This is a genomic window from Pseudomonas citri (assembly GCF_025336485.1).
In the GTDB taxonomy this organism is placed as follows: domain Bacteria; phylum Pseudomonadota; class Gammaproteobacteria; order Pseudomonadales; family Pseudomonadaceae; genus Aquipseudomonas; species Aquipseudomonas citri.
Genome location: NZ_JAODAB010000033.1, coordinates 15774 through 33126 on the forward strand (window position 1 = coordinate 15774; position 17353 = coordinate 33126).

Sequence of the window (17353 nt, forward strand, 5' to 3'; positions counted from 1 at the left end):
GTTTCCGGACGCGCGGCTCAGACAAGCTGGTTATACTGACCCACTTGTAAGAACACGGATACAGACCATGACAGAAGCTGCCCTCGCCCCCGAACCACCGCACGCTCCGTCTGTTATTCGCCAGTTGCTTGAGAAATTGGGCATCGGCTTTGACGAAGTCCTTGAGCGACCCGGCCTCAATCCTGCCCGCAAAGTGCAAGCCGTGCTGCTGCACGATGCCGTTGGCGCGCTCATGGTGCTGTTTCCCCAGAGCCAGTTGCTGGACCTCAACCGCCTGGCCGAACTCACCGGCCGCAAGCTGACGGCGGTGTCCACCGAACGCCTGGAGCGCATGCTCGGCAAGCATAACCTGAGCTTGCTGCCCGGCCTGCCGGCGCTGACCAGTTCGCCATGCCTGTACGAAGAAAGCCTGCTGCGCGAACCAAAGCTGCTGATCAACTCGGGCGAGCCGGGCGTGCTGCTGGAGGTCACCAGCGAAGCCTTCAAGACCATGCTCACCAAGGCCAGCGCCGCGACGTTCGGCGAAGACCTGCGCAACATTTCCCCCAACCTGGACCGCCCTCACGACGACCGTGCGGAAATCACCCAGGCTGTACAGGCGTTCACCGCCCGGCGTATCCAGCAACGGCTGGAAGAAACCATCGAGATCCCGCCGCTGGCCGAGACTGCGCAAAAAATCATCAAGTTGCGGGTCGACCCGGATGCCACCATCGACGACATCACCGGTGTCGTCGAAACCGACCCGGCCCTGGCCGCGCAAGTGGTGAGCTGGGCGGCGTCGCCGTACTACGCCTCACCGGGCAAGATCCGCTCGGTGGAAGATGCCATCGTGCGGGTACTGGGCTTCGACCTGGTGATCAACCTGGCGCTGGGCCTGGCCCTGGGCAAGACCCTGAGCCTGCCCAAGGACCGCCCGCAACACACCACGCCGTACTGGCAGCAATCGATCTACACCGCCGCCGTCATCGAAGGCCTCACCCGCGCCATGCCCCGTGCCCAGCGCCCCGAAGGCGGCCTGACCTACCTGTCGGGCCTGCTGCACAACTTCGGCTACCTGTTGCTGGCCCATGTGTTCCCGCCGCACTTCTCGTTGATCTGCCGGCACCTGGAGGTCAACCCGCACCTGTGCCACAGCTACGTGGAACAGCACCTGCTGGGCATCAGCCGCGAGCAGATCGGCGCCTGGCTGATGCGCTACTGGGACATGCCCGACGAACTGGCCACCGCCCTGCGCTTCCAGCACGACCCGCACTACGACGGCGACTACGCCGCCTACCCGAACCTGGTGTGCCTGGCCGTACGCCTGCTGCGCGCCCGCAGCATCGGCTCCGGCCCGGAGGAAGAGATCCCCGACGCCCTGCTCGAACGCGTGGGCCTGACCCGGGAAAAAGCCAACGACGTGGTCAGCAAGGTGCTGGAGGCGGAAGTGCTGTTGCGGGAGTTGGCGTCGCAGTTCAGCCATTGATGGCTGAGAACGCCATGCTGAGAAATGAACGGTGGGAGCAAAGCTTGCTCGCGATACAGGCGACTCGATGCCTGGACGACCGCATCGTCCTCATCGCGGGCAAGCCCTGCTCCCATATAAGGTCATTGCCGCCTAAGCCTTCTTCTTCGGCCTCAAATACTTGGTCAACCCCTGGAACCAGATCACCAGCGCCGGGTTGCCCTTGATCTGGATCGACTTGTCCTGAATCCCCGTCATGAACGCCAACTGCTTGTTCTTGGCCTGCATTGTGGCAAAACCGTAGGCGGCGTCCTTGAAGCCAATGGCGAAGGCCGGGGTCGGGTAAACGCCGGCCTTGCTGGTGATGCGCTGGTTTTTCACGATGAAATGCCGAGCGACCTTACCGTCCAGGGTTTGCAGTTGAAACACCAACTCCTTGTCGCCCAATTGCTGCTGGAACGCAGGGTTAGTCCGACTGGCCTTGCCCATCAACCACCCCAGCATCCACAGCAGAAAACGAAATTTCATGGGCACAGCCTCGTGAGAAAAATGAATGGCTGGCGCAGTTTAGCGACTCTTCGTCGAAACACCATCATCGGATAGGTTTAGCGGAAGATAAGCCTGTTTTCATGAAATATGACTACCAAGTCACGAAATAATAAATCAAAAAATCGCAGCTTTCGGTAGCTCCTACATCGATTTCCGTAGGACCTGCCGAAGGCTGCGATCTTTTGATCCTTTTTCCCTGCCAAACCCTCGGACATTTCCTTCAACACGCCGGGCTGTTCATGAACTAGGCAGTGCTTTAGGGCGCCGCTAACCTCTGTTCGTCATCACAAAAGCGGTGACACGGACGTGCAAGTCCGATCTCAGGTGCATTCGGTTATGGCTATTCGTCGAGCATTTTTCTATGCTCGCCGATCGTTATGGCGGCTGCGCGTGGGAGACCTTCGGGTCTGCCGGGTTCCTGAGACCGGTCTTGCACACCTACGTACAGCTGCCACCTTTATTTCGAAGTGCAATCGAGGGGTGTCGGCTCCAATTCTCAGGATCTTTACTATGTTCAAGGTTTCTCCGAATCCTCCGCAGCCGAAGTCCCGCGTCGAAACCCTCGAAGCGAAAAAGCTCGACGAAGCCGCCACCCGCGCCCTCGACTACTACCTCAACCCCAAGCCCGCCTCAGCAGAACCTGACAACTCCCAGCTGTTCATCGTCGCCCCCCACATCGACACCGAAACCCTGCTCGCCAACGCCTCCGAAGACCTGCTCTCCATCAGCACCATCGCCGCCGACCTGGCCGACGACGTCGAAGACTCACGCCGCTGCGTAGCCCTGGCGATTAGCCGCATGGCCGATGGGGTTCAGTTGTTGGTTGAGCGGGCGTTGGATCATCTGGAAGCGAAGGCAATAGCGACGTCTGGCGCCAAGGGATAGAACGAATATTGATGCAAGCTGTACCGCCGCCATCGTCGGATCGCCGCCCGGAGCAGGCTCGCTCCCACAATCTGGATCGGTGTACCGTCGAGAGCGTCAGGCCGCGGCGCTTTGCTTTTTGCTTTTGATCTTGGGGCCCCGTTAACCACGCTGGCCGAACGCAGGTATTGCGCAGTGGGCATCCCGGCATGGATGCCGGGATAGCCGCGCTGGGCCATGGAGGGCCCTTCGCGGCGGGCCCACGGAGCAATGCCGGAGTGAGGGAACACCTCGCCTAGGCGAGGTGCCGAGTGGTGGGGCCAAGCCTTTTTTGCTTACTTTTTTTGGCGTCTGAAAAAAAGTGAGCCGCCGTAAGGGCGGAACCATAAGCCGCCGTTACCGCAGCAACGGATATGTACCCCGTCAAAAAACCAAGCCACCCACAAGGCCACCTTCGCAAACAAGCCCGCCCCCCAGGTTTTAACTGCTGGTCACCCGATCAGGAGGACCAGCAGCCATCACTCAATCAAACATTCGGGCAAGGCACCGGTGCCCAGTCGCCCAGGTCCGGGTTTTTGCACATGCTGTTGACCTGGGTGGTACCAGCGCTGGCGACCTGCGCGCTTTCATTCTGCTTGGCCTTGGCGGTCTGCAGGGTTTTCTCGGTGGTGACCGCTTCTTTCGGCACGGTTGGCAGTACCGGCTTCTTGGCAGGCTTCACCGCTTTCTTGGTCTTGGTGGTTGGCGCCACGACCGGGGTGGTATCGGCGGTGGCGACGGTGACCACGTCAGTGCGCTGCACGCCCACTTGCTGCAGGTCTTTCTCGTAGGCCTGGGTGTAGTTGTTCAGGTCTTCGGAGGCTTTGCCGTTGACCGCGACGATCAGGTCGTTGGACTCTTTCAGGCCCGCGACGATTTCCGCCAGGCGCTTGCGGCCTTCGGTGTCGTTGACGGTCTTGGTCTTGCGGTCGGCGACCAGTTTGCTGAACGCGTTCTGGTAGCACTGCTGCGACGTCTTCGCGTAGGCGGTGCTGCGGTCGATGTCGGAGACGCTTTTGTTGACGTCGGCGGCGTAGGACGCGATGCGCTGGTTGTCATCGGCGATCTGCTTCTGGCGCTCGTTGTAGTAACCGACGGCACCACCGGCCAGGGCGCCACCCGCGGCACCGATGGCGGCGTTGCGGCCACGGTTTTCAGAGTCGGTCAGGGCACCCAGCAGCGCACCGCCCACCGCACCCACGGCGGCACCGGTGAGCACCGACTTGGTCATGTTGCCTTCGGTGGCGCGCAAATGCTGCACCGGCTCGTAGCAGCTCGGGTAGTACTCGACCTTGGTGCTCGACGCGACCTTGGAGGTCGGCGACGTGGCGCAGCCGGTCAGTACGGTGCTGAAGCCAACTGCGACCATCAGCAAGTGACGCTTGGAAACCGAAGCAGAAGGTTTACGGGAGAAAAGCATAGTTGTGTTCTCGTTTTAAGTTTGACCAGCTCAGCGCGGCCCGATTGCCACCTGAGTCCCTTCCAAGCTCGCTGACAACGAATACTCAAGACCGCTGGGCATTCGATGCGAGCAATTCCTTCAATATCGCTGCCGGGTCGGCTCGTTTTTGCTGACGATAGTCCCCGACATGACGAACGAACAGCGTTGCGCGCGCCACCAGGCTCTTGCCCAGTACCGGCTTGCGCTCCAACTCCTCCTTGATGCGTTGAAACTGCGCCTGGATCACGGCATCGGTGTAGCGCGTGCCGGTGGCCAGGTTGTCGATGTAGATCGCCACCGCGCCCTCCAGCGCACTGCGACCGTTGTCGATGGCCGTGGCGAACAGCGCGGCGCTGGCCTCGTCCTTGGCGTCCAGGGCCGCCTGCCGACTGTTTTGCAGGTTGGTCAGGCGGATGTTGTAGTTGTTGACGGTCTCGGCCACCAGGGCCGAAGACTGGATCAGGTTGCCGGCCGCTTCCTCGCGTTGCTGGGCGATGAGCGAAACGTTGCGCTTGAGCTCTTCGTTGACCAGGCCCAGTTCGGCTTGCAGGCGCGGATCGGTGCTGGCGGCGATGATGCTGTCCAGTCGCTTGGTCGGATCTTCGGCGTCATCGATGGCATCGGTGAGGGACGCGAGGCGACCTTCTTTCTGCCACTGGGCAAGCAGTTCCTTGTAGCGCGAACGCGGCGCCGACAACGCCCCGACCGCCACGCGGAAACCGGTGGTTTCATTGCTCTGTTCGGTGCCGTCGGCGGCGAACAACGGGTATTCGCGGCGCATGCCGGTGAACAGCGTGCCCTCGCCTTCGAGGTAGTTGCCGCCCTTGACCACGAAGCCGCCATAGGCGCCCTGGCGGCGACCGGCGTGCACCAGTTGGAAGGACTCCTGGACCATCTCGGCAGCGTTGCCGACCACGTCGAACAGGCCGATGGGGTTCGGCAGCTTGGTGCCGATGGGCATCAGCCGCGCCGCCTGGCCGGTGCCGCCGGCAACCTGGTTGAACACCGCCCAGTCGGCCAGCGGCCCGTCGCTCTCACTGCCTTCCAGGCGCCGAGGGAACAGGCGTCCTTCCAGGTCCTGGCGGCTGACTGCTTGCCCGCCCCGGGCAGCGAATTCCCATTCGACTTCCGTGGGCAGGCGCACGAAACCCAGCCCGCCGTCTTCAGCCGCGGTGCCGCGCCCGCTCACTGGCAGCAGGTCCTTGTGGTATTTCATCAGCCAGGCGCTGTACACCGCCGCGAAGCGCTCGGCCTCGAATTTTGACAGTTTCACTTTGGGCAAGCGCCCGGCCACGCCTTGGGGCAAGTCGGCTTGCAGGGTTTCGCAAGCCGGCGCCGGTTCGCCGCTGGCCAACGATTGGGCCTGGGCCATGACCTGGGCGTATTGCCGGGCCGTGACCTCGTACTTGCCGATGAAGTACAGCATCGGCTTGAGCGGCGTCTTGGCGTCGGTCTTGGGCATCAACGGCGTGATGGTTTTGTTCCAATCCTTGGGCAGGTCCTTGAGGGTGAACTGGCCGTTGATGAAATCGCGCCGGTAGCCGGAAATGAACGACTGCTGATAGCCCGCCTCACCTTCGCTGAACGGGTAGCCGAGACTGATCTCACGGTCGTCCAGGGTGCCCTGGGCGAGGATGTAGACGTAACGGAAGACCATCTGCCCGTCACACGGCAGCGGCAGGCTGATGTCGTCGGGCAACGGCTTGGGGTTGTCGAGCTTGTCGGTGCCTTCATCAGCGCTTGCTACGTTGATCGCAGCGGCAAGGCTCAGCGCCACGGCGGCGCCCCATAACTTATACATCACGAATTCCTTCACACGCCTGGATGCGCGCCACGCGCCAGCCACCACAGGCCGCCGCCACGGCGCTGACGCCGAGCACAGCCACCAGGGCCAACAGGTAATGACGCAGCAGCAGATGGCTGGCGTACTCGCCGGGCATCTGCGCAAATAAATGATTCAGGCCCGACTGAGCCATGCCATACAACCCGGCACTCAGCAGGGCCGCAAACGTGGCGCTGTAGAGCGCCTGCAACACCACGAACCACAACAGCGCCGCGGTCGACACCCCCAGCAGGCGCAACACCGACAGCTCCCGGCGCTTGCGCTCGACCGCCGCCAGGGCGCCGGCGGAAATCGCCGCGAACGCGCCGGCCAAGGCCAACCCGGCGATGATCCAGAACACGATCGACAGGTTGCGGCTCAACGATTGCACTTGTGCGATGGCCTGGGCCTGGGTCGACACCAACAGGTTTTGCGCCGCGAAATACTGGCGCAGCGGCTCCACGTCGCCAAGGCTGCGGGCATACAACCGGAAGGCTGGATAGACCCGTTGCCCGGGCACGCTCACCGCATCACCGGGCCAGCCGAACGCGGGCACGGCGCGACCGTCGCGGTAATCCTCGGCCGCCTCCAGCAAGGCCAGCGGCGCGAACAAACCGTCCCGCGCAAAGGCTTCCAGCGGCAGCACATGCAGTACCTGGACGCGCGTGCGCTGCGCCTCGTTACGACCGGCCACCTGCCGGCCGAAACTGGCCGGCAACCAATCACCGGCCTTGGCCCCGAGCTTTTCGGCTGCGGTGTGGCTGAGCACCACTTGATCCAATCCTTGCGGCACTGGCAAACGGTCGAACAAGGGGTCACCGGCTGCGGTGGGAATCATCTCGACCGTGACGACCGAAGCATCGCCACTCAGATCGGCCGTCGCCGCGATTTGCCGGGTGCGCGGCAAGGCGAATGCCACGTCGCTACGCAGGCTCAATTGCTCGATGAATTGGGCACTGAAGCGACCGCCGCCCAAGGGAATGATCTCCCGGGTGGCCGGGTCGTTCTGCAAGCGCTCGGTCAGGCTGGTGACCAGGCCGAACTTCAGGCCGAACAACACCAGCAACGGCGCGACCACGGCCACCAGCGCCAACACCGAACAGGCCGACAGCCAGGCGTCGTTGCGATAATCCTGCCAGGCCAGGGAAGCCACCAACGCACTGCGCATCAGCTGGCCTCCCCGAGGGTGGCGGTGACACCGCCGTCGGCGTCGCGCCGACAACTGATGCGCCGCACCTGCAAGCCGCTGGCGCGGGCCAGCGCTTCATCGTGGGTGGCGACCACGCAGCACACGCGTTGTTCGCGGGCCTGGGTCACCAGCAACTGCATGACGCGTTCGGCGTTCAGCGGGTCGAGGGCGGCGGTCGGTTCATCCGCCAGCAACAGCCGCGGACCATGGGCCAAGGCCCGGGCGCAACTGACCCGCTGGCGCTGGCCGACAGACAAGTCCGCCGGTTTCTTGCCCAGCTGATCGGCAATGTCCAACTGTCCCGCCAGGCGCGTCACGCTGCCGTCATCCTTCAAACCGAGCAGTTTGCGCGACAACTCGATGTTGCCGCGCACATCCAGGAAACCCAGCAAGCCGCCGGTTTGCAGAACATACCCCAGGTGACGACTGCGCAGCTCGGCCAAGGTGTCCTGTTGCGACGCGCGCCACAGTTTGGCGATGTCAACCGGCGTGTTGGCGGGCGTGAAGTCGAACTGCCCGGCCTGATCCGGCGCCAACACCAGCGCCAGCAGATCGAGCAAGGTGCTCTTGCCGCAGCCGCTGGGACCGACCACCGCCAGTTGTTCACCGCCGCGCAGTTGCAGCCGTGGGATCACCAGGCTGTAGCGCTGGCTGCCGGCGCCCCGGCTCTTGTGCACGGCGTTCAGGCTCAGCATCACGGCAGCGTCGACAACGGAACGCGGTACAGGGCGTCACCCGGCTCGGCATCGCCGAAACGCACCCAGTTCGCCAGGTCGTTGTGGAAGGTTTCGTAGAGACGGATTTTCGAATCCAACTCGTCGATGAAGTCTTCCTGCTCGGCTACGCTCAACGACAACCACAGCTCCTGGGTCATGTTCAGTGACTTGCTGCGGTAGGGCAGCCCTTCGAGGTATTCGCCAAGGATCCCGCCATCGGCCAGGTTGCCGCCCTTGCGCAGGGCCTGCGGATCGCGGCTCATGTAGGCACTGGCGCTGGCGATTTCCTGGAAGAAATCCTTGGGCGAGCTCTGGGTCTTGCGGGCCGCGTCGACGATCAGCTTCAGCGACTGTTGCAGGTCGTTGAGTTGCAGCTTGGTCAGCATCACGCAGACCTGGAACGACGGCAGCGCCGGGTTGGTCAGGTCGCGGTCGGCGGTCCAGGCGCTGACCAGTTGCGGCGCCTGGCTGGCGCTCTTGCGACCCAGAAAGTCCATATGCATCGCATAGCCGACCGCTGCCGATTTGTCGGCCACGCTCGGCGCCGCGCCCAGCATCGGCGCGCTTTGCGCCTTGTTGCTGCGCACCTGGTGGACCAGGTCGGCGAACACCGAGCCGATCTCGTCGACCCGCTCGCCGAACTTGCGCACATCGGCGCCCGGCACCGGGATGTACAGGTCGCCGATCTGCGGGTTGGGGTCGGCGGTCAGGGTGCGGTACTGGCTCTGGGCGCCGGCGTGGGTTTTCTTGCCGGCGTCGCTGAGCAGGTGCAGGGCGTAGATCTTGATCTGCTTGCCCAATGCAGCCTGGCGCACTTCGGCTTCGTTCATTTGCGTGGCGGCCAGCGGGTCGTTCTTGCGCAGGGCGCCGGCGTCGGTCACCAGCAGGATCAGGCGGCCGCCATAGCCGGACCAGTCCATGCCCTGCACCGCTTCCATCACGCCAGCGAACGCGTCTTCGTTGAACGAATGGCTCGACACCGTGGCCGCCTTGACCTGCCGCGCCAGCTCCATGAAGCGTTGCGGGTCGCGACCTTGCTCCAGGGTGATGAGGGTCTTGGCGACGTATTCCAGGCCCGGGGTTTTCTGGACGCTGCTGCGGAACCCCACCAGCCCGAAGCTGACGCTGTCCAACTCACCGCGCTCGGCGATGCGGGTCTGCAGTTCGTGGACCACGTCGCGCACCTGGTCGATGTAGGGCTGCATCGACACGGTGGTGTCCACCACCAGTACCACGGCCGTGCGGAACGCGTCGGCGTTGGCCGTCAGGATGGGGGTGTTGGCGCTGGCCTTGGGCGTATCGCCCGGGTCGATGGAGGCTACGTTCAGCAACTGCACGGGCTGACCGTTCTCGTCGAGGCTCTCGCGGGAATCGAAGATCGGCAACAGGTAGAACTGGCTCTGTGGCACCGCGCTGGCGGCCGGCTCCAGGGCCAGGACTTGCTGGTTGTCCTGGGGGTTCTGCTGGGCCTTGAGCAACATGTTCCTGGCGTTCGAAGGGTTCGCCAACAACTTTTCCACGTCGCCGGGCTGACGCAGGAACATCACCGGCGCACGACCGGAACGTTCGGTGAACTTGAGCACCAGGCTTTGCTTCCAGTCGCTGACCTGGGCGGCCGGCAACCAACCGTCGCTGCGCCCATCGGTAGCCGCACCGACCCGTACCCACGGGCTGCCATCGACGTCCTTGCGCTGATAGACATAGAGCACGGAAAACGCCGGCAGTGCCTTGCCCGGGGCGGAGCCCGGCGCGTCGGCGAGTTTTGCCCCCGGCTTGCTGAGCACGCGCTGGAACAAGGTTTTCTTGCCGGCCATCAGCAACGGGCGCTGGCCACCGTCAGCCTCGCTCGCCACGGGCGGCTGTACGGGTGGTTGTACCGGAGGGGCCTCCGGCGGTTTGGCCGGTGGCGCCTCGGGGGGCTTGGGCTGGGAGGTCTCGGCAGGCTTCACCGCCTTCGTCGAAGCCACGGGCGGTTTCTCGGGCTTCTTCGCATCACCGGACATCCACCAGTAACCGGCGCCGCCCAGGGCCAGCGCGACGGCCACGGCGACAGCGGCCAAGGCGAACACCGGCGTCTTGCGCGGCGCTGCAACGACAGGCCGTGGCGGCGGGCTCACGGGCGGCGGTGTCGGCTGGGGCCGGGCTTGCGGCTGTGCGGGGCCGCTCGGGATGTCGATGGACATCGGCGTCAAGCCCGCCAGGTCATCGCCTGCCGGCTTCGTCGAGACCGGCAGCGGCAACGGCCGGATCAAGGTCGCCTCCGCCGAATCCTGGGGCAGGTTGTCCAACGCCCGCAACAGTGCCGCGGCATCCGGGAAGCGCTCTGCCGGATCCTTCGCCAGCAGCTTGCGCAACACGTCCTGATAACGCCCGTGATGCACCGGCAATTCCGGCAACGGTTCCGTCAGGTGCGCCAACGCCGTGGACAACGCGTCGTTGCCGGTATACGGCAGCTTGCCGACGAGAATTTCATAGAGCACCACGCCCAGGGCATACAGGTCGGCGCGCCCGTCGATGTCCTGCCCACGGGCCTGTTCCGGGCTCATGTAGCTGGGCGTGCCGACGGCGAAACCGGCTTGGGTGAATTGGGTGCGGTCGTCCAGGGACTTGGCGATGCCGAAGTCCGACAGCACCGCCGTGCCGTCGGCGCGGAACAGGATGTTGGCCGGTTTCACGTCGCGGTGCACCAGGCCCAGGCCGTGGGCATAACCCAGGGCCGAGGCGATCTGGCGGATGTAGATCAGGCCTTGCTCCGGCGTCAGCCCCTCGGCGATGCGCTCCTTGAGCGTACCGTTGGGCAAGTACTCCATCGCCATGTAATACAGCTCACCGACGTTGCCGATGTCGTGGATGGTGACGGTGTGCGGGTGCGACAGGCGCGCCAGGGTCTTGCCTTCGCGCAGGAAACGCTCGCAGAACGTCGGGTCGGCCGCCAGCGCCGCCGCCATGACCTTCAACGCCACCTTGCGCTCCAGGGAACGCTGGGTCGCCAGGTACACGCTGGCCATCGCGCCTTCGCCGATGGCCCCTTCGATGTCGTAGCCGGGAATCTGGATGTTCAGGGTGAGGCTCATGACGGCACCTTCACGACCACCACGGTGATGTTGTCCGGCGCACCGCGCATCAGGCCCAGGGACACCAGGCTGCTGGCGATTTCGCCGGGGTCGTCGTGGCCCAGCACACCGCGGATTTCGTCATCTTCGACGGTCTTGGTCAGCCCGTCGCTGCACAGCAGGTAGCTGTCGCCCGGCACCAGCAGCAGCTCGACCGTCGACAGGTTCAATTGCGCTTCGACGCCGATGGCCCGGGTGACGATGTTGGCCCGTGGGTGCACTCGCGCCTCGGCTTCGCTGAGCAGGCCGCTGTCTTGCAGGTCCTGGACGTAGCTGTGGTCACGGGAGATGCCTTCGAGCACGCCGTCGCGCAGGCGATACAAGCGGCTGTCACCGGCCCACAGGCACACGCCACGCAAGTCGCGCGTGGCCAGGACGACCACGGTACTGCCCATCATGGTCACGCCACGGTTGGCGGTTTCCTCACGCACGGCGGCGTTGACCCGCAGCAGGTCGCTGTGCAGCGCCGCGACGTATTCGTCCAACGAGCGCCCCAGGGCAAGGCTGCGCAGGCTATCGACGATCAGGCTGCTGACGTAGTCGCCCGCCGCGTGCCCGCCCATGCCATCGGCGACCACCCATAAACCGTTTTCCGGCAGATCCAGGCAAGCGTCTTCGTTGACCTGACGGACCATGCCGACATGGCTCTTGCTTGCCGACTTGAATGCTTTCCCAGCACTTGGACGCATCTACACCACACCTTCTTGGCCGAGCAGAAATTGTGCAAAATCAGCCGCCGCCGGCAATCCCTGGCAGCGCATCAAACCAGGAGCGATACGCTCCGAACCTTGGCCCCACCACAGGCTCATGCCTTCACAGGCCGACTCGGCCAGGGCGCTCATGCGCCGCTGCGGGTCGGTGGCGTCGAAGCGGTGCAGGCTGGCGAACCGGCCGCTCGGGGTACGTGGCACGGTCATCGGGCTGCCCAGGCTTTCCAGCTCTGCGCCGAAGGCCTCGAAACTGGCCTCCACACTCAAGGTGCCCAACAGCAGGTTTTCCACCCGCTCGAACCAATCGTCCGCGCCGCCGACCACCGAAGCCGGATCGGCGTCGGGCTCCAGCAACACCGCGACGGTCAACGGGAAATAACGCCCAACCCGGTCGATGCTCGGCATCACTACGCCCACGGCGGCGTCCGGCCCGCAAACGCCCGGCGCCACCAAAAAGCGCCACAACGGGCTGACCAGGTACGCGTCCAGCCAACGTTCGCCGAGGCTGGCCTGGCTGGCGAGCAAACCCGCCGCCAGCCAGGAGTCCCACGGGCCGATAAAGCTCTGGGGCAAGCCACGGCTGACAAAGTCCCCACGGCTGGCCAACTTTCCATAGAAGCCCGCTGTACTCATAGCCGCTCCGGCAGGCTGAAGCCACTGAGTACCCGGCTCTTGAACGGGTTGAAGGCACTGTTGGCCCGCAGTTCGTAAGAGGCACTGGCGTTGTCGACCCGCAACCGCAGGTTGAAGCGGTCCGGCGAATTGCCGGCGGTCAGGTCCGATTGCTCCAGCAGCCGGAACCAGGCCCACGGGCCGTCCAGCGTAATGCCGGAACGACCACTGGACGACGGCGGCATGACCGAGATCCGCACCACCCCAATACTGCCGGGGTTTGGCCATTGCATGGCGGTCGGGCGGCTCGGGCCGTGGTCGTAGCTCAGTTGCTGACCGTCGAGGTCGAGCAGGAACTGAGTGATGGTCGAATCCATTGCCACCGGCTTGAGTTCGAAACGCACCATCGGCTGGGTGCCGCCGGAACGGAAGAACGCATCGCGAATGGTCGCCGCGCGCTGGAAGGTCTGCAGCACGCCAGGGGCGATGCCGAGTTTCTGCGCCGCGCCCGGCTGCCAGCGCCAGGTCGGTGTCGAGGTGTCGACATAAGGTTGCAGGTACTTGCGGAAGTAGTTGTCCATCACCCCGCCGACGCCGAAGAACTGGCCGAAGTCGTCCAGGGTCGCGTCCCGCGCACTGCCCGGCGACATCGGGTAGCGTCCGGCCAGGGACTGGCGATAGATGTTCACCACTTCGCTGGTCCAGGCGGCGTTCAGTTGGTTTCGCACCCCACCCATCATGGTGTTGGTGGTGGAGTTGACCACCGACTTGACCAGGCCCTGCACCAGCGGCGGCTGGCGTTCGGCGTTGAGGCTGACGCGGGTGGCGGCGGCGCTCGCCTGGTTCTTGGCTTCGCCCAGCAAGGCATCGCCGCTGGCGCCGACCATGGCGCTGACCTGCACGTACAAGGCGTTCATGTCCGCCAACAGGCCATCGATGGCCGCCGGTTCGCCTTCGTTTTTATTGACGATGCTGTTGAGCTCGGCGAAGTGCGCGGTGATCGGATCATCGCTGGCCGCCGGGGTGTTCTGCGTCGCCTGTTCCTGGCCGAGCAGGCTGCCCAGGCGCTCCTTGAGCTTGTCCACGCCGCCTTCCACTGGTGCGCCTTGGGCGGCCAGCAGGCGTTCGTCCTGTTGCAGGTCGGTTTCCTTCGCCACCGCCACCAGCAGTTTCTTCAGCGGCGAGGTCGGCCCGGAAAGTACCCGCAGCACGTCGGCGGCCTGGGCCACGCTGGTGATCGGCACAAAGTCGATGTCGGCCAGCAGGGCATCCCATTGGCGCTGGTAGTCCTGGAAGTACAGGCGGCGCACGTCGGCGGCCAGGCTGGCGACGTTCTGTTGATCGGCCTGTTCGTGACCCAGCACCCATTGCTCTTCGGCCAGGGTGCCGGTCTGGCTCAGGCTGGTGAGCAAGAAGCCCTGGCGGTAACCCTTGACGGTGAAGAACCCGCTCAATGGTTCACCCAGCGGCTTGCCACTCTTGCGGCTGAACACCAGCGCAGCGTCGCGTCCGGCGGCTTCGTTGATGCGGAAGTCCGGGATGCCTTCCGGCAGTTTCTGGCGCTTGATGCGGTCATAGACGCGCTGGGCCACCGGCAGTTGTTGCAGTTGGCGGCGCAGGTCTTCGACCAGGCGCGGATCCAGGCGCGCGGTCGGCGGACGCCGCTCGAACAGCGCCTGCAAATGCTCGCTCAAGGCCAGGCGCTGCTCGGCCGGCAGGTCGCGCGGCAGGGTGCGGTCCCAATCCAGGGCGATCCAGGCCTTGATGAAGTCGGCGTCGTAATGCTCGTTGTCGGCGAGCATCAGGTAAGCCTTCAAGCCTTCGTAGAGGAAGTCCGAATTACCGCCGCTGTGCAGTTGCTCTTCGATGCGCGTCAGCAAGCGCGGGGCGAACACCGCGATCAGCAACTTGCGATAGACGCTGCCGGACTCGGCTTCGAGCATGTCGCCCTGGTACAGGCCCAGGCCTTCGGCCCAACTCGGCGCGTCGCCGGCCAGGTGCTTGACCGCGTTGAGCAATGGCAGCACGGCGAGCACGTCGCGCTGTGCCGGGCTGAGGTTCTGCACGGTCTGGCCCAGTGGCGCGACCTTTTGGTCGACCTGGGCGATGTACGCCTGGTTGGCGCGATAGCTCACCCACCACAAGGTGCTGACCACCAACACCAACGCCACGGTGGAGGCCAGCACGCCACGGGCGATCCATTTGCGCCGACGCTCGACCTTCGGGTCGACGCCCACCAGGCCACGCTCGGCGAAGGCCACGGCGGTGAAGAGTTTTTCGATGAAGTAACTGCGCCCGGTGCCGGTCTGGCGCGCCAGATGCTGACGGTCCAGGTTCATGCTCTGGGCCATGGCGCCGATCAGGCGGTCGATCGGGCTGCCTTCCTGGGTGCCGCTGGTGAAATACACACCGCGCAGCAGCACGCGCTCTTCGAAGGCATTGGGCTTGAACACACCTTCGAGGAAGCTTTGCAGGCAATCCTTCAGGGCGCCGAATTGCTGCGGGAAGCCGTAGATCAGGTCACGCCGCGCCGGGTCGCGCTCTTGCTGCAAGCGTTCCACCAAACGGTCGTTGAGGCGCTGTTCGAGCAGGGCGAATTCGCTTTGCAGGTGCGCCAGCGGGCTGTCGGTGCTCTTGCCGTCGTCCAGGGCGAAGGTCATGCCCCAGACCTGGGCGCGCTCTTCCTTGCTCAGGGTATCGAAATACTCCATGAACCCAGGCACCAGGTCGAGCTTGGTCAGCATCAGGTAGACCGGGAAACGCACGCCCAATTGGGTGTACAGCTCCTGGATACGCAAACGGATCGCCGCGGCATGGGCGGCACGCTCGGCATCGCTGCCCAACAGCAGGTCGGACAGGCTGATGGCAATGAACGCACCATCGATCGGGCGACGGGCCCGTTGTTTTTTCAACAGGCCCAGGAAGCCCAGCCAGGCCGCCTTGTCGACGGTCGCGTCACTGTCCTGGGTGGTGTAGCGGCCGGCGGTGTCGAGCAGGACCGCCTCGTCGGTGAACCACCAGTCGCAATTGCGCGTACCGCCCACGCCACGCACCGCTCCGGCACCCAGTTGCGCGGCCAGCGGGAAATGCAGCCCGGAATTGACCAGCGCGGTGGTCTTGCCCGAACCCGGCGGCCCGATGATCACGTACCACGGCAGCTCATAGAGATTACGGCGCTCGTCACCGCCCAGCTTGGCTTTCTTGAGCAGGGCCAGGGCTTCGTCCATGCGCTGGCGCAGGGTTTCAAGCTCCTCGGCGGTGGCGATGCTGCTCGGGTCGGGCGGGGTTTGCGCGGCCAGGCTGCGCATGACTTCGGCGGCCTGGCGGCGGGCCTGGATGATGCGGAACACGCGGTAGGCGATCCACACCGCGAACACCAGGATGATCAATGCCCAGCGACGACCTTCGGGCACCAGCCACTCCAGCAGCGGGCCGACGAACCAGATGATCAGGCTCAGGGCGATCAGCCCCAGTACCGGAATGACCCAGCGGATCATAAAACTGAAAAAAGCCTTCACTCGACTCCCTCCGCCAATACTGTGATTTCAACCCGACGGTTGCGCGCACGTCCTTCGGTCGTGGCGTTGGAGGCCAGCGGCTCGGTGTCGCTGCGGCCCTCGGCGCTGAAGCGCTCGGGCTGGCCGGTCTTGGCCGAAAGAATCTGCAATACCGACTGCGCCCGCGCCTCGGACAACGCCCAGTTGGACGGGAACCTGAGGGTGGCGATCGGCCGATTGTCGCTGTGACCGGTTACCAGCACCTGGCCCTTGACCCGGCGCACGGCTTCGGCGATGCGCAGCATCAGCGGCTCGAAATCGTCCTTGATGCTGGCGCTGCCCGAGGAGAACAGTTCATCGCCACGGATGGTCACCACCGAGCGGTCCACGGCGTCTTCCACCGCCACCCGACCGGCCTTGATCTCATCGGCCAAAAAGCCGGCCAGGCGTGGGCGCTCGACGACTTTGGGCTGGACCACCGGACGGTCGATGGTTTGCACCGGGATTTCGCCCAGGAAGTGAATGTTCTTGAACACCGGCTCGGCATCCGATGCCAGCTTCATGCGCAGGCCGAACAGCAACGCCAGCAGCAGCGCGGCACCGATGGCCACGGCGATCCACGGCGGCATGAATTGCGCCAGCCGGTCACGGGCCACCGTGACCCCACGCCAGTGCGGCGACAGCTCGCGCTCGTACTCGCCACGGGCGCTACGGATCACAGCGCTGGTACGCTCGCGCAACGCTTCCAACTGGCTGCGACCGTCGTTCATCACCCGGTAGCGGCCTTCGAAACCCAGGCACATGCATAGATACAAAAGCTCCAGCAGGTACAGGCGCTCCCGTGGGCTTTGCAGGCAGTGCTCCAGCAGCTGGAACACTTTCTCGCCACCCCAGGCCTCGTTGTGCACGGTGATCAGCAGGCTTTGCTTGCCCCAATCACTGGCGCCACCCCACGGGGTGCTCAGCACGGCTTCGTCCAGGGCGGTGCACAAGGCATAGCGCGCCAGCAGCACATCGTTGCGCACCACGCCGGCGGCCTCGGCGCGCTCTTCGAACTGGCGCAGGTAGGCCAGCAGTTGCGCGCGCAGGCTGGCCGGCGCCGGGTGGGCGATGGTGCTGCGCAGGCGCGTGAGCAGGGCCAGCAGCGGGCCGGCGGCGCTCTCCAAGGGGTTCAGGCCCTGGGCCTTGCCAGTCAGGACCGGTGCCGCCGGCATCGACAGTGGTGCTGGCGCGGGCTGCTGGGCACGCACCGGGTCCGGACGGAACGGGTCCTGGCGCAAAGGGTCTTGGCGCAAAGGATCCCCGCCACGGCCACCGGGTGTCGGCATGAACTGAGTACGATCGTCGTTGCTCATCG

12 protein-coding genes are annotated in these 17353 nt (G+C 64.7%); 2 read left to right on the forward strand and 10 right to left on the reverse strand.

Translation table 11 applies throughout. The features are described from left to right. The first annotated feature begins 67 nt into the window (after positions 1–67). On the forward strand, positions 68–1465 hold the full coding sequence (locus tag N4Q37_RS25050) for an aminoacyl-tRNA deacylase and HDOD domain-containing protein (protein ID WP_260962701.1): 1398 nt from the start codon (positions 68–70) through the stop codon (positions 1463–1465). A 132-nt stretch (positions 1466–1597) separates the two neighbouring features. On the opposite strand, the gene N4Q37_RS25055 is transcribed toward N4Q37_RS25050, so the two are convergent. Further along, a complete protein-coding gene (locus tag N4Q37_RS25055) occupies positions 1598–1972 on the reverse strand; it encodes a helicase (protein ID WP_260962703.1) in 375 nt (124 codons plus the stop codon). A 531-nt stretch (positions 1973–2503) separates the two neighbouring features. Here N4Q37_RS25055 and N4Q37_RS25060 point away from each other — a divergent pair. Further along, entirely contained in the window at positions 2504–2878 is a 375-nt protein-coding gene (locus N4Q37_RS25060) for a DUF6124 family protein (RefSeq protein WP_260962705.1), read from the forward strand. Positions 2879–3383: 505 nt separating this feature from the next. Here N4Q37_RS25060 and tagQ read toward each other — a convergent pair. The 9 genes from tagQ to N4Q37_RS25105 all read right to left on the reverse strand — a co-directional run bounded on the left by tagQ (position 3384) and on the right by N4Q37_RS25105 (position 17351). Next, positions 3384–4316: a type VI secretion system-associated lipoprotein TagQ gene (tagQ, locus tag N4Q37_RS25065; protein WP_260962707.1), complete on the reverse strand. Its 933-nt coding sequence runs from the start codon at positions 4314–4316 to the stop codon at positions 3384–3386. Positions 4317–4401: 85 nt separating this feature from the next. Then, on the reverse strand, positions 4402–6138 hold the full coding sequence (locus N4Q37_RS25070) for a formylglycine-generating enzyme family protein (RefSeq protein ID WP_260962709.1): 1737 nt from the start codon (positions 6136–6138) through the stop codon (positions 4402–4404). Beyond that, entirely contained in the window at positions 6131–7327 is a 1197-nt protein-coding gene (locus N4Q37_RS25075; RefSeq protein ID WP_260962711.1) for an FtsX-like permease family protein, read from the reverse strand. Before N4Q37_RS25075 ends, N4Q37_RS25070 begins: the two co-directional genes overlap by 8 nt. Further along, the gene (locus N4Q37_RS25080) at positions 7327–8043 is read right to left on the reverse strand and encodes an ABC transporter ATP-binding protein (RefSeq protein ID WP_260962757.1); all 717 of its coding nucleotides are present in this window, start codon (positions 8041–8043) and stop codon (positions 7327–7329) included. Before N4Q37_RS25080 ends, N4Q37_RS25075 begins: the two co-directional genes overlap by 1 nt. Continuing rightward, positions 8043–11138, reverse strand: coding sequence for a serine/threonine-protein kinase (locus N4Q37_RS25085; RefSeq protein ID WP_313958330.1), 3096 nt, complete (start codon positions 11136–11138; stop codon positions 8043–8045). Before N4Q37_RS25085 ends, N4Q37_RS25080 begins: the two co-directional genes overlap by 1 nt. Next, positions 11135–11866 (reverse strand): PP2C family protein-serine/threonine phosphatase, encoded by a 732-nt coding sequence (locus N4Q37_RS25090; protein WP_260962712.1) that lies wholly within the window; start codon positions 11864–11866, stop codon positions 11135–11137. The genes N4Q37_RS25085 and N4Q37_RS25090 overlap by 4 nt, the downstream gene beginning before the upstream one ends. After that, on the reverse strand, positions 11867–12520 hold the full coding sequence (gene tagF / locus N4Q37_RS25095; RefSeq protein ID WP_260962714.1) for a type VI secretion system-associated protein TagF: 654 nt from the start codon (positions 12518–12520) through the stop codon (positions 11867–11869). After that, positions 12517–16017, reverse strand: coding sequence for a type VI secretion system membrane subunit TssM (tssM, locus tag N4Q37_RS25100; RefSeq protein ID WP_260962716.1), 3501 nt, complete (start codon positions 16015–16017; stop codon positions 12517–12519). Before tssM ends, tagF begins: the two co-directional genes overlap by 4 nt. After that, a complete protein-coding gene (locus tag N4Q37_RS25105) occupies positions 16014–17351 on the reverse strand; it encodes a DotU family type VI secretion system protein (RefSeq protein ID WP_260962717.1) in 1338 nt (445 codons plus the stop codon). The genes tssM and N4Q37_RS25105 overlap by 4 nt, the downstream gene beginning before the upstream one ends. Positions 17352–17353: the final 2 nt, after the last annotated feature.